General features: G+C 72.8%; 21 protein-coding genes and 1 pseudogene. 10 read left to right on the top strand and 12 right to left on the bottom strand.

What is annotated here, in order from left to right; all coding sequences use genetic code 11:
- The first annotated feature begins 2 nt into the window (after window positions 1-2).
- Together BLS99_RS21620 and BLS99_RS21615 are read left to right on the top strand one after the other, a co-directional pair.
- Window positions 3-212: an acyl-CoA carboxylase subunit epsilon gene (locus BLS99_RS21620; RefSeq protein WP_091053792.1), complete on the top strand. Its 210-nt coding sequence runs from the start codon at window positions 3-5 to the stop codon at window positions 210-212.
- Window positions 209-838: a Maf family protein gene (locus BLS99_RS21615; RefSeq protein ID WP_091053791.1), complete on the top strand. Its 630-nt coding sequence runs from the start codon at window positions 209-211 to the stop codon at window positions 836-838. Before BLS99_RS21620 ends, BLS99_RS21615 begins: the two co-directional genes overlap by 4 nt.
- A gap of 162 nt (window positions 839-1,000) precedes the next feature.
- On the opposite strand, the pseudogene BLS99_RS27695 reads toward BLS99_RS21615, so the two are convergent.
- A pseudogene (locus tag BLS99_RS27695) lies at window positions 1,001-1,510 on the bottom strand (GntR family transcriptional regulator); the annotation flags it as partial.
- Window positions 1,511-1,615: 105 nt separating this feature from the next.
- Between BLS99_RS27695 and BLS99_RS21605 the strand changes: the two are divergent.
- Entirely contained in the window at window positions 1,616-2,794 is a 1,179-nt protein-coding gene (locus BLS99_RS21605; RefSeq protein WP_091053790.1) for an amidohydrolase, read from the top strand.
- Window positions 2,795-3,210: 416 nt separating this feature from the next.
- Here BLS99_RS21605 and BLS99_RS27505 read toward each other — a convergent pair whose 3' ends face one another.
- A complete protein-coding gene (locus BLS99_RS27505; RefSeq protein WP_091053789.1) occupies window positions 3,211-3,876 on the bottom strand; it encodes a MerR family transcriptional regulator in 666 nt (221 codons plus the stop codon).
- A 91-nt stretch (window positions 3,877-3,967) separates the two neighbouring features.
- On the opposite strand from BLS99_RS27505, the gene BLS99_RS21595 reads away from it, so the two are divergent.
- From BLS99_RS21595 to BLS99_RS21585, 3 genes are all read left to right on the top strand, one after another.
- Complete coding sequence (locus BLS99_RS21595) at window positions 3,968-4,660, top strand: DUF2306 domain-containing protein (RefSeq protein ID WP_091053788.1); 693 nt, start codon at window positions 3,968-3,970, stop codon at window positions 4,658-4,660.
- 15 nt (window positions 4,661-4,675) lie between these two features.
- Window positions 4,676-5,104, top strand: a complete 429-nt coding sequence (locus tag BLS99_RS21590; RefSeq protein WP_091053787.1) for a GNAT family N-acetyltransferase — start codon at window positions 4,676-4,678, stop codon at window positions 5,102-5,104.
- Window positions 5,105-5,175: 71 nt separating this feature from the next.
- Entirely contained in the window at window positions 5,176-7,317 is a 2,142-nt protein-coding gene (locus BLS99_RS21585; RefSeq protein WP_218126770.1) for a HelD family protein, read from the top strand.
- Window positions 7,318-7,350: 33 nt separating this feature from the next.
- Here the strand turns inward: BLS99_RS21585 and BLS99_RS21580 are convergent, their stop codons facing one another.
- The 7 genes from BLS99_RS21580 to BLS99_RS21550 all read right to left on the bottom strand — a co-directional run bounded on the left by BLS99_RS21580 (window position 7,351) and on the right by BLS99_RS21550 (window position 12,036).
- Window positions 7,351-7,944, bottom strand: coding sequence for a hypothetical protein (locus BLS99_RS21580; RefSeq protein WP_091053786.1), 594 nt, complete (start codon window positions 7,942-7,944; stop codon window positions 7,351-7,353).
- A gap of 29 nt (window positions 7,945-7,973) precedes the next feature.
- Window positions 7,974-8,216, bottom strand: coding sequence for a hypothetical protein (locus BLS99_RS21575; protein ID WP_176953475.1), 243 nt, complete (start codon window positions 8,214-8,216; stop codon window positions 7,974-7,976).
- A 9-nt stretch (window positions 8,217-8,225) separates the two neighbouring features.
- A complete protein-coding gene (locus BLS99_RS21570) occupies window positions 8,226-8,933 on the bottom strand; it encodes a lysoplasmalogenase family protein (protein WP_091053785.1) in 708 nt (235 codons plus the stop codon).
- A 41-nt stretch (window positions 8,934-8,974) separates the two neighbouring features.
- A complete protein-coding gene (locus tag BLS99_RS21565) occupies window positions 8,975-9,343 on the bottom strand; it encodes a hypothetical protein (protein ID WP_091053784.1) in 369 nt (122 codons plus the stop codon).
- A 50-nt stretch (window positions 9,344-9,393) separates the two neighbouring features.
- Window positions 9,394-9,987, bottom strand: a complete 594-nt coding sequence (locus tag BLS99_RS21560; RefSeq protein WP_091053783.1) for a histidine phosphatase family protein — start codon at window positions 9,985-9,987, stop codon at window positions 9,394-9,396.
- A 39-nt stretch (window positions 9,988-10,026) separates the two neighbouring features.
- On the bottom strand, window positions 10,027-11,007 hold the full coding sequence (gene egtD / locus BLS99_RS21555) for an L-histidine N(alpha)-methyltransferase (RefSeq protein ID WP_091053782.1): 981 nt from the start codon (window positions 11,005-11,007) through the stop codon (window positions 10,027-10,029).
- Window positions 11,008-11,148: 141 nt separating this feature from the next.
- Entirely contained in the window at window positions 11,149-12,036 is an 888-nt protein-coding gene (locus tag BLS99_RS21550; protein ID WP_245712366.1) for a carbohydrate kinase family protein, read from the bottom strand.
- Window positions 12,037-12,280: 244 nt separating this feature from the next.
- On the opposite strand from BLS99_RS21550, the gene BLS99_RS21545 reads away from it, so the two are divergent.
- Window positions 12,281-12,892 carry a DUF4245 family protein gene (locus BLS99_RS21545; protein ID WP_091053780.1) on the top strand — a complete coding sequence of 204 codons (612 nt, stop codon included), beginning with the start codon at window positions 12,281-12,283 and terminating at the stop codon, window positions 12,890-12,892.
- A gap of 332 nt (window positions 12,893-13,224) precedes the next feature.
- Here the strand turns inward: BLS99_RS21545 and BLS99_RS21540 are convergent, their stop codons facing one another.
- Together BLS99_RS21540 and xseA are read right to left on the bottom strand one after the other, a co-directional pair.
- A complete protein-coding gene (locus tag BLS99_RS21540) occupies window positions 13,225-13,434 on the bottom strand; it encodes an exodeoxyribonuclease VII small subunit (protein ID WP_091053779.1) in 210 nt (69 codons plus the stop codon).
- Window positions 13,431-14,651 (bottom strand): exodeoxyribonuclease VII large subunit, encoded by a 1,221-nt coding sequence (gene xseA / locus BLS99_RS21535; RefSeq protein ID WP_091053778.1) that lies wholly within the window; start codon window positions 14,649-14,651, stop codon window positions 13,431-13,433. The genes BLS99_RS21540 and xseA overlap by 4 nt, the downstream gene beginning before the upstream one ends.
- A gap of 173 nt (window positions 14,652-14,824) precedes the next feature.
- Between xseA and BLS99_RS21530 the strand changes: the two genes are divergently transcribed.
- Complete coding sequence (locus tag BLS99_RS21530; RefSeq protein ID WP_143034899.1) at window positions 14,825-15,787, top strand: 4-hydroxy-3-methylbut-2-enyl diphosphate reductase; 963 nt, start codon at window positions 14,825-14,827, stop codon at window positions 15,785-15,787.
- A gap of 242 nt (window positions 15,788-16,029) precedes the next feature.
- Here the strand turns inward: BLS99_RS21530 and BLS99_RS21525 are convergent, their stop codons facing one another.
- A complete protein-coding gene (locus BLS99_RS21525) occupies window positions 16,030-17,160 on the bottom strand; it encodes a DNA recombination protein RmuC (RefSeq protein ID WP_091053776.1) in 1,131 nt (376 codons plus the stop codon).
- Window positions 17,161-17,201: 41 nt separating this feature from the next.
- Here BLS99_RS21525 and BLS99_RS21520 point away from each other — a divergent pair, with 41 nt between their 5' ends.
- Window positions 17,202-17,969 (top strand): hypothetical protein, encoded by a 768-nt coding sequence (locus BLS99_RS21520; RefSeq protein WP_091053775.1) that lies wholly within the window; start codon window positions 17,202-17,204, stop codon window positions 17,967-17,969.
- A gap of 483 nt (window positions 17,970-18,452) precedes the next feature.
- Window positions 18,453-21,791, top strand: a complete 3,339-nt coding sequence (locus BLS99_RS27500; protein WP_176953473.1) for a S8 family serine peptidase — start codon at window positions 18,453-18,455, stop codon at window positions 21,789-21,791.
- Window positions 21,792-21,829 lie beyond the last annotated feature (38 nt).

Raw genomic sequence — 21,829 nt, 5'->3', positions numbered from 1 at the left:
CGATGGGTCTGGAGCTCAAGGTCCTCCGAGGCAACCCCACCGATGAGGAGCTGGCCGCGCTGGTCGGCCTCATCACGGCCCTGCCGCGGCCGGTCGAGGAGACCGAGGCGCCGCGGCGCCGCGCCGCCTGGTCGAACCCCGGCCTGAAGCTGCGCGTGCGCCGCTCCTGGCGCGACACCGCCGTCCCCGCCCGCCGCGGGACGGACCGTTGAGCCGGCCCTTCCCGCAGGCTTCGCGGAGCGAAGCGGCGCGTCCGTTCGTACTGGCGTCCCAGTCGCCCGCGCGGCGGGAACTACTCAAGGCCGCCGGGATCGAACCGCTCGTCATCGTCTCCGGCGTCGACGAGAGCCAGGTCATGGGCCACGACCCGGCCGAACTCGCCAGCGCCCTCGCCGAACTCAAGGCCCAGGCCGTCCTCGACCAGGTCAGCCCCGGCTCGCTCGTCCTCGGCTGCGACTCCGTGCTCCACTTCGGGCACGAGATCCTCGGCAAGCCCGAGGGCCCCGAGGAGGCGACCTCCCGGTGGAAGCGCATGCGCGGCAGCTCCGGGACGCTCTACACCGGACATTGCCTCGTCGACACCGAGGCCGACCGGCAGATCGTGCGCGCCTCCGGCACCGTGGTCCACTTCGCGGAGGTCTCCGACGAGGAGATCGCCGCGTACGTCGCCACGGGCGAACCGCTCCACGTCGCCGGGTCCTTCACCCTCGACGGGTACGGCTCGGCGTTCATCGACCGCATCGAGGGCGACCCGGGCACCGTGATCGGCCTGTCGATGCCCCTGCTGCGCGGGATGCTCGGCGAGCTGGAGATCGCGCTCCACCAGCTCTGGCGCTAACTCCGCGCCGACCCTCCGGCGGCGGGTCTTCGTCGCCTCGACCACGTCCACCGCTTCGAGCTGCCAGCGGCGCGCCGCCTCCAGGGTGAACGCGCGGCCGTCCTCGATGTGCGCGAGGGCGACCGCGGCGGCGCGGTCGGCGTCGGGGGCCATGAGCGCGTCGAGGAGTTCGGCGTGCTCCTCGCGCTGGCGCACGGGATCGCGTTCGACGGTGAGGTGGAACAGCCACCGCATGCGCGCCTCCAGCGGCTCCATGATCTGGGCGAGGAGCGGGTTGCGGGCGGCGGCGACGAGTTCGCGGTGGAACGCGGCGTTGGCCTCGGTGCGGGTCTCGGCGTCGGTGCGGGGGCGGACGCACTCCTTGAGCCGGTCGAGGTCGCGCGGGCCGGCGTTGGCGGCGGCGAGGCGGGCGGCGACGGGTTCGAGGCCGGCGCGCACGTCGAAGAGGTCGGCGATGTCCTTGGGGGTGGGGACGGTGACGATGCTGCCCTGGCCGGGGACGGTGGTGACGAGGCCGTCGGCGGCGAGGCGCTGGAGGGCTTCGCGCAGGGGGATGCGGGAGACCTCGAACTCGGCGGCGAGGTCGCGTTCGATGAGGCGGGCGCCGGGGCGGAGCCCGACGGTGACGATGCGCTCGCGCAGCGCCCCGTAGACCTGGTCGGCTCTGCCCATGTCGCCCCCTCTGCCGCCCCCGGTGGACGGAAACCCGTCAAAGGTATACCGTCGATGTTAATGGTATACCGCTAAGAGCGGACCTGAAGGGGAAAGGATCGACACATGACCGACCTGCTGCTGCGCGACGCCCGGCTCTGGGGCCGCGAGGGACGCACCGACCTGCTCGTCAGTGACGGCCGCATCGCCGCTGTAGGCGACGCCCTCGCCGCGGGGGACGCGCACGTCGAGGACCTCGCCGGCGCCGTCGTCATCCCCGGGCTGGTCGACGCCCACGCGCACGTCGACAAGACCCTCTGGGGCGGCCCCTGGGTCCCGCGCACCGCCGGCCCCGGCCTCGCCGCCGCCATCGCCTACGGCGCCGACCGCCGCGCCGAGTTCGGCATCCCCAACCCCGACTTCATCACCGCGCTCCTCACCAACATGGCCGCCTCGGGCACGACCCACGCGCGCTCGCACGTCGACGTCGACCCCGGGATCGGCACCGGCGCCGTCGACGCCGTCCTCGAAGGCGTCGAACGCCTCGCCGGCCGCATCGACGTCGAACTCGTCGCCTTCCCGCAGACCGGCATCCTCGTCAGCCCCGGCACCGCCGACCTCCTCGAAGAGGCCCTGAAGGCCGGCGTCAAGTCCATCGGCGGCATCGACCCCGCCGGGTTCGACCTCGACGCCGAGACCCACCTCGACCTCGTCTTCGCCCTCGCCGGCCGCTACGGCGCCGAGATCGACATCCACCTCCACGACGGCGGCGACCTCGGCATCCGCGAGTTCGACCTCATCATCGAGCGCACCCGCGCCCTCGGCTACACCGGCAAGGTCGTCATCAGCCACGCCTTCGCCCTGTGCGACGCCGACGACGCCACCCGCGCCCGGCTCATCGCCGACCTCGCCGAACTCCAGATCGGCCTGACCTCCGTGGCGCCCAAGCAGATCCTGCCCCTGCGCGAACTCGCCGAAGCAGGGGTCACCATGGGCATCGGCAACGACGGCGTCCGCGACCTGTGGAGCCCCTACGGCACCGGCGACCTGCTCCAGCGCACCCAGTGGTTCACGCGCAACGCCGGGTTCAGCCGCGACGCCGACATCGAACTCGCCCTCCATGCCGCCACCTTCGGCGGCGCGCGGCTGCTCAAGCTCGACGGCTACGGACTCGCCGTCGGCGACACCGCCGACCTCGTCGCCCTCAAGGGCCGCAACCCCTCAGAGGCCGTCCTCGAACACCACCCGCGCCCGCTCGTCGTCAAGAACGGCCGCATCACGGCCCGCGACGGGAAGCTCGTTTAGAACCGCCTGGGGTTCCGCAAAAGGCGGCGGGGCTCCGGGCCAGACCATGCCTTTTTGCACTACCTGGCCCGGAGCCCCGCAAAGAAAAGACGGCGGGGTTCCGGGCCAGACCATGTCTTTTGCACTACCTGGCCCGGAGCCCCGCAAAAAAGGCGGCGGGGCTCCGGGCCAGGTAGTCGGAACCCCGCCGCTGGGCCGACCGCCTACCCCACTTCGGCGGACGGCCTCCTGGTGATGGCGGCAAAGTCTCTTGTCGAGCAGGCTTGGTCTTTGCCGCCGCGCCACCATTTGGCGTTGGAATAAGCGTAGAACCACACATTCGACTTGCGAAGTCAAAAACCCGACAAGTGCAGACATTGCCATTCGAGCATGAACACGCGTGGGGGAGTGCGAGGACCGGCGGAAATACCGTCCACTCAGGACGAGTCGTCTTCGCTTTCGAGCGGCTTCTGTTGTCCTCGTTGGTATACCCGCGCGGAGACCTGGACCTGTGCGATGCGGCGCAGCGCCTCGAAGATCGCGTCGCCGAGGACCGTGCCGACGACCATCGCCTCCAGGATCTCGTCGCGCTCGCGCCGGGTCGACAGCAGCGCCAGGTCGAACTCGGCCACGATCTCCGCCGCCCGCGCGTACTCGCCGGTCATGTCGACCATGTCGACCAGGTCGAGTTCGCGCAGGCGGCCGATCGCGTCGGCGAGGATGCGCAGGTACGGGTGGCCGGGGTGGATCGCGTCCCAGCCCCGGCGCCGGACGATCTCGCGTGCGAGGTCGAGGTCCTGCGCCCGCGGCTCCTCGGCCGGGAGGCGGTGCTGCGCGAGGGCGCGGCTCGCGACGCCGAGCGTGCTGTCGATGTCGCGGTCGGGCTCCTCGATCTCGGCCAGCACCTCGCGGACCTTCGCGATCGGCACCGAGCCGACCTCGACCATGGCCCGCACCAGGCGCAGCCGCCGCACGTGCGCCTCGCCGTACTCGACCCGGTTGTGGCCGCGGCGCTCGCCGCCGGAGAGCAGGCCCTCGCGCACGTAGTACTTGATGGTGGCCGCGGGGACCCCGGTCCGGGCGCTGAGCTCTCCGATTCGCATGGCTCCTTCTTACCCGAAGCGCGGTTGACCCCCGTCCCACTCAAGTGATAGCTTCACTATCGATAGTGAAACTCACACCTGGAGCCCCCTCATGACCGCCACCCTCGACACCAGGCGCCCCGCGCGCCGGGGCCGCGTCACCGTTCTCGTCGTCGCGATCCTCAGCGTCGCGATCGTCCTCTACGCCGTGCCCGCCTACCTGGTCCCCGACGTCGACTCCCGCGTCGGCATCCGCGAGGACGTGCCCTTCCACCTGCCGTTCCTCGTCGTCCACGCCGCGACCGCCGGGATCGCGCTCCTGGTGGGGCCGTTCCAGTTCTTCGCCTCGATCCGCGACAACCACCCGAAGGTCCACCGCACCCTCGGCCGCGTCTACCTCCTCGCGGGCGTCCTCCCCGGCAGCCTCACCGGGATCGTCGTCGCCGTGCTCACCACTGCCGGGCCGATCCCGCTGGTGACCTTCGTGCTCCTGGACGTCTTCTGGTTCTACTCGGCCCTGCGCGCCTACCGCGCGGTGCGCGCCCGCGACTTCGCGACCCACCGGCGGTGGATGATGCGCAATTTTGCAGCCACTTTCGCCGCCGTCAACCTGCGCGTCTACCTGGGCCTGTTCATCGCCGTCCAGCTGCCGCTCCTCGACGGCCACTACGGCGGCGACTTCGACGCGCTCTTCAGCACCGCCTACACCGCGGCGGTCGTGGGCTCGATCGTGCTCAACCTGGTGTTCATGGAAATCTATTTGCGGCGCAAGGCGTCCCGGGGGACGCTCGACCCGACGGCCTGAACACACGGAGGCGACATGGGCAGCGAAGTGCACGAGATCTCGACCGACCCCGACCGGCTCGACCGCGAATGGGTCCACCGGGTCATCTCGACCGAGACGTACTGGGCGGAGGGCCGCACCCGCGAGGACATGGACCACGCGATCGCGCACTCGCTGCCGTACGGCGTCTACGACGCCTCGGGGAAGCAGGTCGCGTTCGCGCGTCTGGTCACCGACCGGACGTACTTCGCGTGGCTCAGCGACGTCTTCGTCGACCGCGCCGCCCGCGGGCAGGGCCTGAGCAAGCTCCTCATGGAGCGGATCGTCGCCGACGCCGAGGCGATGGGCCTGCGGCGCGTCCTCCTCGCCACCGACGACGCGCAGGGCCTCTACCGGCAGTTCGGCTTCGGCGACATCAGCGACGACTACTCCTGGATGTACCGGGTGTGGGCCACCCGCCCCTAGTCCACGATCGCCGGACGGGTGTCGCGGGGGCGCGCTAGGCTGGTGCGTCCCGAATTCGAGCGAGGAGCGCCGTGTCCCAGGAACCAGGCCCCGCCGACGCCCGGCGGTCGGAGGACGTCGACACGTCCCACGCAGTGCCCGATCCCGATCCCGCCAACACCCCCGAGCAGGAGATCGCGATCGAGCAGGCGTTCGTCGACCGCGTCTACGACCGGGTCGACGTGCTGCGCGCCGACGCCGTCGGCGACCGCGACGCCGGCTACCGCCACCTCGCGGCGACCGTGCCCGGCGCCCAGTACGAGCGCGACGTGTTCGTCTACCGCGCCGCCCGCCGCATCGCCGACCTCGACTCGCAGCACGAGGGCCTGGTCTTCGGGCGCCTCGACTTCGACGACCGCCGGGTCCGCCACATCGGCCGCCTGGGCGTGCGCGACGAGGAGTACCGGACGCTGCTGGTCGACTGGCGCGCCCCCGCCGCCGCCCCGTTCTACCGCGCCACCGCCGTCGACCGCCAGGAGGTGGCCCGGCGCCGCGTCATCCGCTCGTTCGGGCGCGGCGTGGAGGAGATCAGCGACGACCTGCTCAACGAGGACGCCGCCGAGCGCCTGCCCGTGATCGGCGACGGCGCGCTCATGGCCGCCCTGGGCCGCAAGCGGACCGGGCGGATGCGCGACATCGTCGCCACCATCCAGGCCGAGCAGGACGCCGCGATCCGCGCGCCCGGGCGCGGCGCCACGATCATCACCGGCGGCCCCGGCACCGGCAAGACCGTCGTGGCCCTGCACCGCGCCGCGTACCTGCTGTACCAGGACCGCAACCGCTACGAGGCCGCCGGCATCCTCGTCGTCGGCCCCTCGGCCGTGTTCATGAAGTACATCGGCCGCGTGCTCCCCAGCCTCGGCGAGGAGACCGCCGCCCTGTACTCCCTCGGCGAGCTGTTCGCGGGCGTCGAGGCGACCCGCCAGGACCGGCCCGCCGTCGCGGCCGTCAAGGGCGGCACCGTCATGCTCCCGATCCTGCGGCGCCTCATCCGCCAGACCCCGCCCGACGCCCCCGCGGAACTGCGGATCGTCTACCGCGGCGACGTGTTCAAGCTCGACGCCGCCGACCTCGCCGCCGCCCGCGCCCGCGTCTTCGAGAAGGAGCCGCACCCCAACCTCGCCAAGACCGAGGCCGGCCGGGCCCTCCTGGTCGCCCTGTGGCGCAAGGTGAAACCCGTCCTGCCCGACGCCGAGCCCGCCAAGTACTCGCGGGACGTGGGCTCGCGCGGCGAGTTCCTGACGTTCCTCGACCACTGGTGGCCCGACCTCGACCCCGCCGAAGTGCTCGGCTGGGCCGGCGACCCGCGCCGCCTCGCCTCCGCGTCCGAGGGCCACCTCAAGCGCGAGGCCGTCGACGGGGTCGCCGCCTCCCTCCGCGAGGCCGACTTCTCCATCCCGGACGTGGCGCTCCTCGACGAGCTGCGGATCCTCCTCGGCGTCAAGCGCCAGCCGCGCGGGCGCGACCGCATCCGCTCGTGGGACGGCATCCAGGAGGTCTCGACCGCCCAGGACCGCTTCTACGACCGGCCCGAGCGCCAGGCCCGCGACGCCTTCTACGAGGACTACGCGCACGTCATCGTCGACGAGGCCCAGGACCTCTCGCCGATGCAGTGGCGGATGCTCTCGCGGCGCGGGCGCGCCGCCGGGTGGACGATCGTCGGCGACGAGGCCCAGTCGAGCTGGCCGCGCCCCAAGGAGAGCGCCGACGCCCGCCGCCGCGCCGTCCCCAGCGGCCGCATCCACGAGTTCCACCTGACGAAGAACTACCGGAACTCCAAAGAGGTCTTCGAGTACGCCGCCGACTGGGCCCAGCCCCGGCTTCGCACCATCGACCTCCCCGAGGCCGTGCGCGAGACCGGCGTCCCCGTCGAGGTGGTCACCGCCGACCCCGACGCCCTCCTCCCCGAGGTCGCCGGCGCCGTCGCCGCGGCCCTGGAGGCCGTCGAAGGCACCGTCGGCGTCATCGCGCCCTACGACCGCCACGGCGAACTCGCCGCCGTCGTCCACGACGACCGCGTGACCCTCGTGGGACCCTTGGAGTCCAAGGGCCTCGAATGGGACGCCGTCATCGCCGTCGACCTCGACGCGGTCGCCGCCGCCCACGGCCCCGGCGTCGCCTACGTCGTCCTCACCCGGGCCACCCAGCGCCTCAAGCGCATCGACCTGGGCTGATCCGCCTGCCGGGCCGCACCCGCGCGGCCCGGCTCAGGCACGGACGGCGGCGCGCCGCCCGACAACCCGTCTCGAAAGGCCGTACCCGAGCAGGCCGACGACCGGCAGCACGGACGTCCACCGCAGATCCGGCCGGGACTCGTCCGCCACGGACCGCCACTGCGGATCCGGGATCATCGGCAGCGACTCCCACCAGGCGAGGCGGTACCGCACCACCCGGTCCCCGGCCTCGACGGGCTCGCCGCCGAGGACCCGGAACCGCTCCCCGTCGGCCAGCAGGCGATCGCTCGGGACCGTGGCGCTCCATCCGGAGAGGTCGCAGGCCACGACGAGCCCGAGACCGGCCACCGGCCGCTCGCACTCGCCGACTTCGAGCACCTCCACCGGCACCGGCCCGCGCTCGCCGGCCGGCGAGCCGTACGCGACCTGCGCCGCGCCGACCGCGGCCATCGCGAGCAGGAACACGGCCGGGACCACCCAGGACTCGATCCTCGCGGCCCGGGTCGGTCGCGGCACGTCGCGCCGCCGCACCGCCGCGGGGGCGAGCAGCCGCAGCACGAGCAGGATCAGGAGCGCGAGGCCCGCGGCGAGCGCGAGCATCGCCGCGACATCGTAGATCGCATGCATTGAAGGGCCTTCGAGAGAGGTGGAACGGGTCAGTCGAGGACGCGGTCCTCGGCCTTCTTGCGGCCGGCCCGCCGGACGCCCCAGACGAGGAGTGCGGCCGCGAGGACGCCCGGGCCCATGTGGACCAGGAGGACGCCGAAGAGGCTCGGGCCGCCCCAGTCGGTCTCGTAGGTCGACGGGTCGGAGAAGTCGATGACGAAGGGCTCCATGAGGGCCCGGACGATGAAGAACCCGCCGACGACGAAGGCCAGCACCCACAAGACGCGTTTCATGGTCCGACTCTAATGCGCGGCGGGCGCATCGAGGTGCCCGCGGATCCCGATCGTCAGCAGCAGCTGCGCGATCGCGTACGTCGACATGACGGCCAGGCCCGCGAGCGGCAGGTCGAACCCGGCGACGCCGAGGCCCAGGACCAGGTCCGAGACCACGAACAGCGCGCCGCCGACCCCGGCGAGGTGCCCGCCGCCGCGGGCGATGCCGAGGGCCGCCGCGAACGCGGCCATGCCCACCAGCAGCAGGCTGTAGACGGCCACCGGCGCCGCGAGCGAGCCCAGCCGGGACCACAGGGCGATCATGAGCCCGGCCCAGAACGCCAGGTAGCAGACCGGCACCAGGTACCGGGTGCGGAACGCGCGCAGCGCCCCGAGCTTCGCGAACGCGGCGATGTACAGGACCTGCATGACCCCGAACAGCCCCATGCCGACCAGGAACGCGGCCGTCCCCTCGACCAATAGCGCCGCGTCCGCCGCGCACGCGAAGAGCAGGCCGAGGCCGAACAGGCGCGCGGGCGTCTGGCCCGGTGCGACCGAGACGACGAGGTAGCCCAGGAGCAGCAGTGTGAGCAGGGTCTTGGACGCCCAGCGGACCGCGTCGAGGTCGAGCACGACCGCGGTCAGCTCGACGGCGAGGACCGCCGCGAACGCGAGCAGCCAGGTCCGGGCGCGGACGCGGGCCATCTGCGAGCGGATGAGGAGGAGGGGTGGGCTCATGGCTGTGGGACGTTACCAGACGCCCGCCGCCGGTCGAGTCCTCAGTCGAGGCGCTGGATGTTGACGGTCTCGCCCTGGACGACCTTGCCGGGGCCGTCACCGTAGAAGTTGTTCTGGAACATGACCCGCTGCCCGGCCTGGTCCACCCGCGTCACGTGGATGCTGCGGCCCGCGAGCGCTTCGAGCTCCGCGAGGAACGCCGGGTCGGCCGCGCAGGTCTCCTCGATGACCGCGGCGAGGTCGGCGACCGGGACGCGCCCGGTCTCGGCGCGCATGAGGACCGCCTCCCGCGCGTCGTCCTTCGCGAACCGGTCCTTGACGAACTTCCCGGCCGCGACGATCCCGCGGGCGGCCTCCTCGGCGAGCTTGCCGGCTGCGGCGGTGGCGATCGAGATCAGGACGGGGTCCATCGGGCCTCCTTCGGGGGGGTTCGGTCCCAGGGTAGTCCAGGCAGGAGGGTTCAGGCGTTCCCGGCGGCCGCGGCCGTCAGGTTCCAGAGCGTCACGGCGTGGCCGCCGTGCTCGTACCCGAGCGCGCTCACCGAGGCGGTGTCGATGGTGAAGTCGCGGCCGTCGCGGGCTGGCCGCCCGAGCCAGCGGGCCGCCGCCACGCGGAGGCTGTGCCCGTGGGCGACGAACGCGACGTCGCCGCGCTCCAGCAGCGGCTCGGCCTCGGCCAGGGCCCGGTCGAGGCGGGCCGCGACCTCGTCGGCGGACTCGCCGCCGGGGCCCTTCCCGCCGTCGGTCCACAGCGTCCAGTCCGGGTCCTCGCCCCGGATCTCCTCGCTGGTGCGGCCCTCGTAGTCGCCGTACGCCCACTCGGCCAGGTCGGGGATGACGGCCGTGACCGGGAGCCCGGCCAGGTCGGCGGTGACGAGCGCCCGCTTGCGCGGGCTCGACCAGACCGCCTCGAAGCGGCGTCCGGCCAGCAGTGGCACGAGCGCCTTCGCTTGGGACACACCGTGCTCGGTGAGGTCGAGGTCGGTGACCGAGGTGTGCCGGCCCGAGGCCGACCAGGTCGTCTCGCCGTGGCGGATGAGCACGATCTCTCCCATGCCTGCCACCCTAGACCGCGAACGCGACCGGCACGCGCGTTAGGCCGCTTCGGCGAGGAACACGCCCATGAACCCCCGCGCGTCCGTCCAGTACCCGGACGGCGCGAACCCCGCGGTCCGCAGGTCCTCCTCCAGCTCGGCCCGGCGGAACTTCACGGAGATCCCGGTCCGGACCTCCTCCCCGGCGTCGAAGGCGACGTCCAGGCCCAGGCCCGCCACGTCGACGGCCATCGGCTTCAGCGCGCGCAGCCGCATGTCCACGGTCGCCCCGCCCGCGTCCCACAGTGCCACGTGCTCGAAGTGGCCGGGCACGAAGTCGGCGTCGAGGCGGTGGTTGAGGACGTGCAGCACGTTCCGGTTGAACTCGGCCGTCACGCCCGCCGCGTCGTTGTACGCGGCCAGGATCACCGCCGGGTCCTTGACCAGGTCGGCGCCGAGGAGGAACCGGTCGCCCGGGCGCAGGGCCTCGCGCAGGTCCCGCAGGAACTGCGCGCGCTCGGGGGCGGTGAAGTTCCCGAAGGTCCCGCCGAGGAACGCCACCAGGCGCGTGTCGCGGTGGTCCGGCAGGTGCGCGAGGTGGCGCGTGAAGTCGCCGACGATCCCGCCCAGGTACGCGTCCGGGTAGACCTCGGCCAGCTCCAGGAGCACGTCCCGGACCTCGCCCGCGGCGACGTCGAAGGGCCAGAACGCGTCCAGGCGCCCGGCCGCCGCGAGCGCGTCGAGTACCGGCCGGATCTTCTCGGCCCGGCCCGCGCCCAGCTCGATCACCGACACCGGGCCCGCACCGAGGGCCGCGGCGATCTCGCCGGCCCGGTCGCGCAGGACCGCGCGCTCGCTGCGGGTCTGGTAGTACTCCGGCTGGCGCGTCAGCTCCCCGAACAGCGCGGAGCCGCGGCCGTCGTAGTGCAGGCGCATCGGGAGGTGCTTGGGGTGCGAGGTCAGGCCGACCCGCGTGTCGAGGCGGAGGCTCGCGTCGAGGTCGTCGTCGTCGAGGCAGATCCGCAGTTCCGGTTGAGGCACCTGTAAATGCTATGCCCTCGGTGTCCGAGTTACGGGCATGTGAACCGGGCGGGGCCGTCAGGCCCCGGCTGCCAGACCTCGGCTGCCAGGCCCCGGCTGTCAGAACCCGGCCGTCATGCCCCGGCCGTCATGCCCCGGCGGTCAGGGGGCGCCGGCCACCGTGCACGCCTGCGCGGCCACCTGGCTCGCGTACCGCAGCGCGGCGGCGACCACGGTCTCGTTGCCCCAGGACGGGAGCCGGTCGAGGCGCATCCAGCCCGCGGAGGTGAGCCACCCGATGAGGCCGGAGGTGTAGGCGTCGCCGGCGCCGATCGCGTCGACGAGGTCCGCGCGGGCGGCGTTCATCTCGGTGACGTGGTTGCGGTGGAACGCGATCGACCCGGCGTCCCCGAGCGTGACCACCACGAGTTCGGGCCCGAGCCCGAGCCAGTCGCGGGCGACCCGGTCGACCGGGACGCCCGGGTAGAGCTGCGCGAGGTCGCGTTCGGAGGCGCGCACGAGGGTCGACAGGCCGACGAGGCGCTCGGTGCGCTCGCGGACCTTCGCGGCCTCGCCCATCGCGGGGAGGCGGATGTTCGGGTCGAAGGTGACGGGAACGGCGCCGCGGGCGCGGTTGACCCAGTGCTCGATGGTGCGCGCGGACGGTTCGAGGTAGGCCGCGAGCGAGCCGAAGTGGACGAGGTCGACGGTGCCGGGGTCGGCCCGGGGGAGGGCCCGGCCCTCCCACGCGAAGTCGGCGGTGCCGGTGGTCCAGTAGTCGTAGCGGGCGGTGCCGTCGCCGTTGACGACGGCGAGGCCGAGCGTCGAGGGCAGGTCGGTGCGCTGGAGCCAGTCGCGGCGGACCCCGGCGGAGATGTGGCGTCGCCAGACGCGGCGCCCGAAGTGGTCGCCGCCGACCGAGCCGACGAGGGCGGTGGGGATGCCGCGCTTGGCGAGGGCGACGGCGGTGTTCGCGGGGCCGCCGCCGCAGGTGGGCCGCAGCCGGCCCTCCGGCGCGGGCACGAGGTCGATGACGTTCTCGCCTGCCACGAGGATCAACGGGGGCTCCTTCCGGTCGGGCGCGGGTGCCGCTGCGGAGAGGTTATTCCCTCCGCCCGACCGCCCGGAAGTCGGATTCGCGCCTCTTCGCGCCCCGGTGGCCGGGCGCGTCCCGGTTCGGACGCGCCTGGGGCGGTCGCGGGCAGGCGGGCGGCGGGTGCGGGGCGGGGACTCGTGGGCCACGCCGCGGCGGGGTGCCGCGGGGCGGCCCGGGGCGGTCGTCCAGGATGGGGGCATGTCCAGCGAAGAGGTCAAGACCGGGGTCGAGACGCGGGCCGACGCCGACACCGCGCAGGCCGACGGCCGGTCGGCCGCCGAGGCGAACGTCGAGGCGGCGAAGTCGGCGCGCCCGAGGCACCGGCGGATGCGCGACATGGCGCTGTCGATGGCGGTCCTGCTGGTGCCGCTCGGCCTCGTCTACTGGGGCTGGGGCTGGCTCGCCGAGGACCGGCAGGTGAGCGTGGTCGACACCGGCGAGAACTACGCGGCCGCCGCGAGCCTGGGCCTGCCCGCGATCGAGCCGGAGCTCTCCGAGGACTGGAAGCCGATCTCCACGCACCTCGCCGCCGGCGAGGGCGTGACGACGCTGCGGACCGGCTGGTACTCGCCCGACGGCAACGGGCTCCAGATGTCCGAGACCGACGGCGCGGCGACCGAGGTCGACGAGGGTCTGACCGGCGCCGGCACCCCGGTCGAGGCCGGGGGCATCGAGTGGGCCGCGTACGAGCTCGACAGCGGCGAGGCGTGGGTCGCCGAGATCGACGGGACCACGATCGTCCTCTCGGCCGAGCCCGACGGCATCCCGGACCTGGAGGAGCTCGCCGAAGGCGTGGCGGCCGCGGCGTAACGCGCGCCGCCCGAAGGGCGTGGGTGGGCGGGCTAGTAGTGGTTCCATCCCTAACCCCCACCCTCCCGGGGAAAGGTAGCCCCCATGCTTCCGGGCGGGTCCGACAAGAACGACCCCCGCGGCCCGGAATGTCGCCCGAACGAGTGAGTTCGGGCGGATCGTCATCGACCGAGTCCGAGTCCGAGTCCGAGTCCGAGTCCGAGTCCGAGTCCGAGTCCGAGTCCGAGTCCGAGTCCGAGTCCGAGTCCGAGTCCGAGTCCGAGTCCCGGCTGGCGCCGGGCCGCGCCGACGCCCGGGGCTGGTTCCCGGCATCGCCTCCGGGCTCGGTGGCGCTACTCCTCGGCGTCGTCTCCGGGCTCGGTGCGGGCCTTCAGGCGCTCCCGGGCGCCTTCGAGGTGCGACTGGCACCGGTCGGCCAGGGCCTCGCCGTGCTCCCAGAGCTTCAGCGACTCCTCCAGGGTGGCGCCGCCCGCCTCCAGTCGCTCGACCGTGGCCACGAGCTCGGCCCGGGCCTCCTCGTACGTCAACCGCTCATCGCTCACTGCGCGTCGTCCTCCCTTGTCTCCGTGTTCGTCTGCACCACCGCCGCCCGCAGCGAACCCGCCGCGAGCCGCACTTCGATCGCCTCGCCCGCGTCCGCGGCGTCCCGCAGGACCGCCCCCGAGTCCGTGTCGGTGACGATCGCATAGCCGCGGTCCAGTGTGGACTGCGGTGAGAGCGCCCTGAGCCGCGCCCGCAGGTGCTCCAGGTCGTCCGTCGACCGCTCCAGGCGCGAGTCGACCCGGGACCGCATGCGGTGCACCAGGTTCGCGACCGCCTCGGACCGGGCCTCCAGCATCGTCTCGGGCCGCGCCAGCACCGGCCGCGCGCGCATCGCCGCGAGCGCGTCGGCCTCGCGCGCGAGCATCGCGTTCAGGGCCTGGCGCAGGCGGGTGCGGCTGATGTTGAGGCCGCGCTGCTCCTCGGCGAGGTCGGGGACCACCTTCTTCCCGGCCTCGGTGGGCGTGGACGCGCGCCAGTCGGCGACGTAGTCGAGGATCGGCGTGTCGGGCTCGTGCCCGATCGCCGAGACCACGGGCGTGACGGCCTCGGCCACCGCCCGGCACAGCGTCTCGTCGGAGAACGGCAGCAGGTCCTCCATGGAGCCGCCGCCGCGGGCGATGACGATGACCTCGACGTCGGGGTCCCGGTCGAGCTCGGCGAGCGCCGCGCAGACCTCGGCGACCGCGCGCGGGCCCTGGACGGCGACCTCGCGGACCGCGAAGTCCGCGGAGGGGAGCCGGGCCTTGGCGTTCTTGAGGACGTCGCGCATCGCGTCGGAGGCGCGCCCGGTGATGAGCCCGATCCGGTAGGGCAGGAACGGCAGCGGCTTCTTGCGGTCGGCCGCGAACAGGCCCTCGGCGGCGAGGAGCTTCTTGAGGCGCTCCAGCCGGGCGAGGAGTTCGCCGAGGCCGACCTGGCGGATCTCGCGCACGTGCAGCGAGAGGGAGCCGTTCTTGTCCCACCACTGGGCCTGGGCGCGGATGACGACCTGGGCGCCGTCGCGCAGCGGCGGGTCGCAGGCCGCGACGGCGCCGGTGAAGTCGACGACCCGCATCGAGACCTCGGCCGAGGGGTCGCGCAGGGTCAGGTAGACGGTGCGGCCGCGGTGGCTGATCTCCGTGATCTGCCCCTCGGTCCACACCTCGCCGAGGCGGGCGAGCCAGTCGCCGATCTTCTTGGAGACGACCCGCAGCGGCCACGGGTTCTCGGCGCTCATCGGCGCGCCGGGCCCGGTGGCGGGGCCCGGGGCCCGGTCCGGCGCGCCTTCCGGTACCTGGCCGGGGGCGCTCGGCTGGGCGGGCGGTCCTGCGCTGCTCTGCTCTGCGGCGGTCACGTGTTCAGCGTAACTGCGGGGTGTGACGAAACCGGCCGTGCGGATACCATCGAGGCGTGGCAGACCCGAAGCGAGTGTTGTTGGCCAAGCCGCGCGGGTACTGCGCGGGCGTGGACCGGGCCGTGGTGACCGTCGAGAAGGCGCTGGAGCTCTACGGCGCTCCCGTCTACGTGCGCAAGGAGATCGTGCACAACCGCCACGTGGTCGACACGCTGGCGGCGAAGGGCGCGGTGTTCGTCGAGGAGAACGAGGAGGTCCCGACCGGCTCGGTCGTGGTCTTCTCCGCGCACGGTGTGGCGCCCGAGGTGCACGACCAGGCCGCCGAGCGCGGCCTCAAGGCGATCGACGCGACCTGCCCCCTGGTGACCAAGGTCCACAAGGAGGCGCGCCGGTACGCCGAGGAGGACTACGACATCCTGCTCATCGGCCACGAGGGCCACGAGGAGGTCATCGGCACCTCCGGCGAGGCCCCCGAGCACATCCAGCTCGTCGACGGCCCCGACTCGGTGGACGGGGTGACGATCCGCGACCCCGAGAAGGTCGTGTGGCTGTCGCAGACGACGCTCTCGGTGGACGAGACCATGGAGACCGTCGACCGGCTGAAGAAGCGCCTGCCGCTGCTCCAGAGCCCCCCGAGCGACGACATCTGCTACGCGACCCAGAACCGCCAGCAGGTGGTCAAGGACATCGCGGCCGACTGCGACGTGATGCTCGTGGTCGGGTCGACGAACTCGTCGAACTCGGTGCGGCTGGTCGAGGTCGCCGTGCAGCACGGCGCCCGCAGCGGGCACCTCATCGACTTCGCGCACGAGATCCAGGACGCGTGGCTCGACGGCGCCACGACCGTGGGCCTGTCCTCGGGCGCGTCGGTGCCCGACAACCTGGTGCAGGACGTCCTCGCGCACCTCGCCGAGCGCGGGTTCGCGAGCGTCGAGGAGTTCGAGCCGGTGACCGAGAAGATCACCTTCCAGCTCCCGCGCGAACTCGTCACCGACCTGCGCGCCGCCGGCCGGGCCTAGGGCCTTCGGACCGGTCGTCATCCGGCCCTGACCCGATCGGGTGACACGGCCGCGCAGCGGGCCGGTTTCTGTCGGACCCCGGTGCGAGGCTGGGACCTTATTCTTCCCCGGGTGGGTGGGGGCTCGGGATGGTAGTACTCCTAGCCCACCCGCCCACGCCCTTCGGGCGGCGCGTGCGTGCGCGCATCCGCGCTCTCGCCTCTGCGCCCTCGCTTCCGCGCCCTCGCCTCAGTGCTCTCGCTTCAGCGCACGTCCTCGTCCCAGGTCGGCCGCCGCGCCGGGGTCACCACCGGGGCCGGGGACTCGGGCGGGTCGCCCGCGACCTCGAGTTCGGTGAAGCGCCGCGCGGTCACCAGGAGCCGCGACTCGACGCTGGCGACCGCCGCGTTGTAGGAGCCGACCGCCGCCTCCAGCGACGAGCCGAGCCGCGCGAAGTGCCCCGCGACCGAGCCGAGCCGCTCGTGCAGCTCCCGCCCCAGCTTGTGGACCTCCTTCGCGTGCCGCGCCAGCGCCTCCTGCCGCCACGTGTGCGCCACCGTCCGCAGCAGCGCCATGAGCGTCGCCGGGGAGGCGATCACCACGCCGCGCGCGAACGCGTCCTCCAGGAGCGAGGGGTCCCCGCGCAGGGCCGCGTCGAGGAACGCGTCGGCGGGCACGAACAGCACCACCATCTCCGGCGTGTCGTCGAACGCCCGCCAGTACTCCTTGCCCGCCAAGGACTCCGCGTGCCGGCGCAGGTGCTTCGCGTGGGTGCGCAGCAGGTCGTCGCGCCCGGCCTCGTCCTCGATCTCCAGCGCCTGGAGGTACGCCTGGAGGGGCGCCTTCGCGTCGACCACGAGGGTCCGCCCGCCCGACAGCTTCACGACCAGGTCGGGGCGCACGCCGCGCCCGTCGACCGAGGCGGTGTGCTGCTCGGTGAAGTCGCAGTGCTCGACCATGCCGGCGGCCTCGACGATGCGCCGCAGCTGCACCTCGCCCCACTGGCCGCGGACCTGCGGCGACCGCAGGGCGCCCAGCAGCCGCCCGGTCTGCTCGCGCAGGCCCTCGGAGATGTCGGCGACGCCGGAGAGCTGGATGCGCAGCTGCGCGTACGCGTCGACGCGCGCCCGCTCCACGTCCCCCAGCCGGGTCTCATAGCGCTGCAAGGTGTCCGCGATCGGGGCGAGCACCTGGCCGACCGCTTCGCGGGAGTGGTCGGTGGCCTCGTACGCGACGGTGCGGAGCGTCGCCTCCAGCCGGTGCTCGTTCTCGGCCGCCGCCTCGAGCCGGGCCGTCGCCGCCGCCAGTTCCGCGGCCTGGCGCGAGCGCCCCGCGAACCAGCCGCCGACGCCGCCCGCCGCGAGGCACACCGCCGCCAATAGGACCCACGTCATAGGGGCCAGTGTAGGGGTGCGGCCGCGGGTAGGCTCGGACCATGACGCTGTGGTTGATCCTGCTGGCGGTCGCGGTCGCCGTCGTCTTCTACGTGGTCCGCTCCAACAAGAAGCGCGCCGAGGCCGAGCTGGCCGACGCGCAGGCGGAGGCGCGCCGCCTGCACGAGCGCCTCGGCGGCCAGACCATGAACCTCACCGCTCCCGGTGACAACCTCCCCGCCGGCCAGGCCCTCGCCGACGCCGGGGAGCGCTACACGGCGACCGGCTCCCAACTGGAGCAGGCGCAGACGATCAACCAGTACCGGCTCGCGGCCGAGACCGCGATCGAGGGGCTGCACTACGTGCGGGCCGCGCGGCTCGCGATGGACCTCGACCCCGGCCCGGAGATCCCCACGATGCGCGGCCAGCGCCGCACCGGCGCGCTCACCGAGCCGGTGAGCGCCGAGGTCGAGGGCCGCCGCTACACCGGCTCGCCGGACCCGAGCGACGAGAACCGCCACTACTACCCGGGCGGCAATGTGGACGGACGCCCCGTCCCGTCGGGCTGGTACAACACGCCGTGGTGGCAGCCCGCGCTGGCGGGCGCGGGCGGTGCGCTGGTGGGCATGATGATCTTCGACGCGATGATCTCCCCGGCCTACGCGATGGGCGCGGTCGAGGGCGGGTACGCCGACGGCTACCAGGACGGGTACTCGGACGGCGGGGACGCCTCGGGGGACTCCGGGGACGGTGGCGGCGACTACGGGGGCGGGGACTTCGGCGGGGGCGACTTCGGTGGCGGCGGCGATTTCGGCGGCGGCTTCGAGTAGTCCTCCCGGCATGACTTCAGGCCCCCGCCGGCGACGGCGGGGGCCGTTCTCGTGCCCAGGGGTGCAGAAGGGGTAATGCGGCCACTACTCGACGTGAGTCCCAAGGGCCCCAACTCGTATCGACAAGCTTATTTGTGATCTTGATCACAACATTGACTCTACGTAGCGTTTCCGGTCTGTTGACGAAGCGTTACCCCGCGCCCCGGCGCGTCCCGCTTCCACCGGCCTGCACGGGAATCTCCCGAGATCAGGGCCTCTGACGGACCCTCCCGGTACGGCCCATTCGTTCACTTTGGATCATGTGGCCGTTACCGGAGTTCTGTGAACGGGTGACCGAACCGTGCGATGTGGGGCCTTGTGCGTTCGTTTGTGGACTGGCACCGTGTCTTCGTCGGCGTCCGCGCATCCACGCGGGCGCCGGTGCGACCCCCCTCGCTCCGGGGCGTCACCCCGCACCCGGAGCCCAACAGAACAGGAGCCGTCGTGACGAATCCGCAACGACGATGGCGTCGAGTCCTCGCCGCCTCGGCCGCGGGCCTGCTGGTATCGGCACTGCCCGGTACCGCGGCCCTCGCCGAGTCCGACACCGACGCCCTCATTGAGGAGAAGGCCGCGGCCGACCTCCTCGCGCTGATCGAGAACGAAGGCGAGGCCGAACTCTGGGTGCGCTTCGAAGGAGCCCCCGACTTCAGCCCCGCCCTCGCCGCAGACACCAAGACCGAGAAGGGCTCCGAAGCCGTTGCAGCGGCTCAGGAGTTCGCCGAGGCCTCGCAGAAGGAAGTGATCGACCTCCTGGAGCAGTCCGGTGTCGACTACGAATCCTACTGGGGGTCGAACACCGTCCGCGCCGTCGGCGGCAAGGACCTCGTCGCCGACCTCGTCCAGATCGGCAACGTCGACGCGCTCGTCCAGGCGCCCGAGTACGAGCTCATCGAGCCCGTCCCCGAGAGCGGATTCGGCACCACCGCCACCGAGTGGGGCATCGACGCGATCAACGCCCCCGACGTGTGGGACCTCGGCTACGACGGGACCGGCGTCGTCGTCGCCTCGATCGACACCGGCGTCGACTACGACCACCCGGCCCTGGTGAACCAGTACCGCGGCAACAACGGCGACGGCACCTTCACGCACGACTACAACTTCTTCGACGTCGCGAACGCGTGCGCCGGGGACGCCCCCTGCGACACCAACGGCCACGGCACCCACACCATGGGCACCATGGTCGGCGACGACGGCGCCGGCAACCAGATCGGCGTCGCCCCCGGCGCCGAGTGGATCGCCGTCAACGGCTGCTGCCCCAGCGCCGCCGCCCTCCTGGACGCCGGCGAGTGGATCGCCGCGCCCACCAAGGCCGACGGCACCGGGGCCGACCCGTCCAAGGCCCCCGACGTCGTCAACAACTCCTGGGGCACCACCGCCTCCGTCGACGACCCGTTCTACGAGGACATCGTCGCCCTGTGGCACGCGGCCGGGATCATCCCGGTCATGTCCCTGGGCAACAACGGCGAAGAGGGCTGCGAATCGGCCGGATCGCCCGGCCTGTACCCGAACGTGATCGGCGTCGGCGCCTACGACGCCGCCGGCGAGATCGCGTACTTCTCCGCCCGCGGCCCCGGCCGCGACGGCCAGGTCAAACCCGACCTCGCCGCCCCCGGCGTCGCCACCCGGTCCGCCATCCCGGGCACCGGGTACGGCCTCAAGAGCGGCACCTCCATGGCCGCCCCGCACGTCGTGGGCACCGTGGCGCTCATGCTCTCGGCCGCCCCGGCGCTCGACGGCGACTACGACGGCGTCTACGAGGCCCTCACCGGCACCGCGGTCCCCGTCGACGACGACCAGTGCGGCGGCACCGCCGACCTCAACAACGTCTGGGGCAACGGCAAACTCGACGCGCTCGCGGCGGTCCTCGCCTCCCCGATCGGCGACACCGGGTCCATCACGGGCACCGTCGTCGACCAGGACGGCGCGCCCGTCGCGGACGCCGACCTCGTCTTCACCGGCGACTTCACCCGCTCCGCCACCAGCGGCGCGGACGGCGCGTTCGCGCTCCCCGTCGTCCCGACCGGCACCTACGCGGTCACCGTGAACAAGTTCGGCTACGGCGAGACCACCGGCTCGGTCACCGTCGAGGCCGACCAGACCGCCGTCTACGACGCGGTCCTCACCGCCGTCGCCTCCTCCACCGTCAGCGGCACCGTCGTCGACGGCGGCGGCCACGGCTGGCCGCTCGCGGCCACCGTGAGCACCACCGGTGGCGAGGTCTCCACCACCACCGACCCGGTCACCGGCGACTTCGCGCTCACCCTCCCCGAGGGCGAGTGGGAACTCCTCGTCGAGGCCGACTACCCCGGCTACCAGGACGTCACCGTCGACGTCGTCTCCGCGGCCGACCTCGTCGTCGAGGTCCCGATCGCCGACAGCTGCACCGCCCCCGGCTACGGGTACGAGCCGCTCGGCAACGGCTTCGAGAGCGGCGCCGCACCCGCCGGGTGGACCGTCGTCGACCGCGGCGAGACCCCCTGGGAGTTCGACGACCCCGGCGCCCGCGGCAACCGCACCCCCGGCTCCGGCGCCTTCGCCATCGCCGACTCCGACGAGCAGGGCTCGGGCAACAAGCTGTTCGACTCCGACCTCGTCTCCCCGGTGTTCGACCTGTCCGCCGCCGACGAACCGGTCCTCACGTTCGCGACCGACTACTACAAGGGCTCCTACAACACCGTCGCCGAGGTCCTCTTCAGCCCCGACGCCGGCGCCACCTGGGAGACCCTGTGGGCCCCGACCGCGAACGCCCGCAACCAGACCGTCACCCTCGACCTCGCCGAGTGGGCCGACTCCACGACCGCGCAGGTCAAGTTCCACTACAACGACAACCGCACCTGGGCCTGGTGGTGGCAGGTCGACGACGTGTTCGTCGGCACCTCCCGCGACTGCGCCCCCATCGAAGGCGGCCTCGTGCGCGGCACCGTGACCGACCAGGAGACCGGGGAGCCCTTCGCGGGCGCCACCGTCACCCACACCGCCTCGGGCTACCAGGCCGTCACCGGCGCCGACGGCGGCTACTGGACCTTCGCGCCCGGCTCCGGTCCGTCCGCGTTCACCGCCGTCGTCACCGACTACGGCTCCGCCACCGAGGAGGTCGCGATCGTCCCCGACGGCGTGACCGTCGCCGACTTCGCCATCGGCGTCGCCAACATCTCCGTCAACACCACCGCCATCAACACCTACGTGCAGCAAGGCGGCTCCTGGTCGACCAAGCTGAAGCTCACCAACTCCGGCGGCGCCGACGGCGAGGTCACCTTCGCCGTCAGCGGCGGCGGGTTCGCGATCCTCGGCTACGAGTACCCCGGCGACACCTCCTGGCTGACCACGAGCAGCGACACCGTGCTCGTCCCCGCCGGGCAGACCGTCACCGTCACCGTCAAGACCAGCGCCACCGCCGCGGGCGGCGTCGACCAGCCGGGCACCTACACCGCCCAGCTCACCGCCGACGTCGTCAGCCCCCACCCCGACCCGGTCGTCGACGTGTCCATGCTCGTCGTCCCCACGGTCGAGCAGGGCAAGCTCACCGGCTCGGTCACCGCCGAGACCTGCGAAGGCGAGACCGTCCCGATCGGCGACGCCCAGGTCCAGGTCCGCTCCGCCGACGGCGACGCGTTCCACTTCTGGACCGACGCGGACGGGAACTACTCCTACTGGTTCCCCGAAGGCGACTTCACCATCATCGCCTCCAAGGACGGCTACGCCGCCGACTTCGGGAGCATCGCCCTCCCCGCCGGCGACACCGCCGACCTGAGCTTCACCCTGGAGGAGCTGAACTGCTGAGACGCAGGCGAACCGAACTGAACTGACGGAACGAGAAG

Source organism: Glycomyces sambucus (genome assembly GCF_900102815.1).
GTDB classification, from domain to species: Bacteria; Actinomycetota; Actinomycetes; order Mycobacteriales; family Micromonosporaceae; genus Glycomyces; species Glycomyces sambucus.
This window is presented reverse-complemented; position numbering and strand designations above follow the sequence as displayed.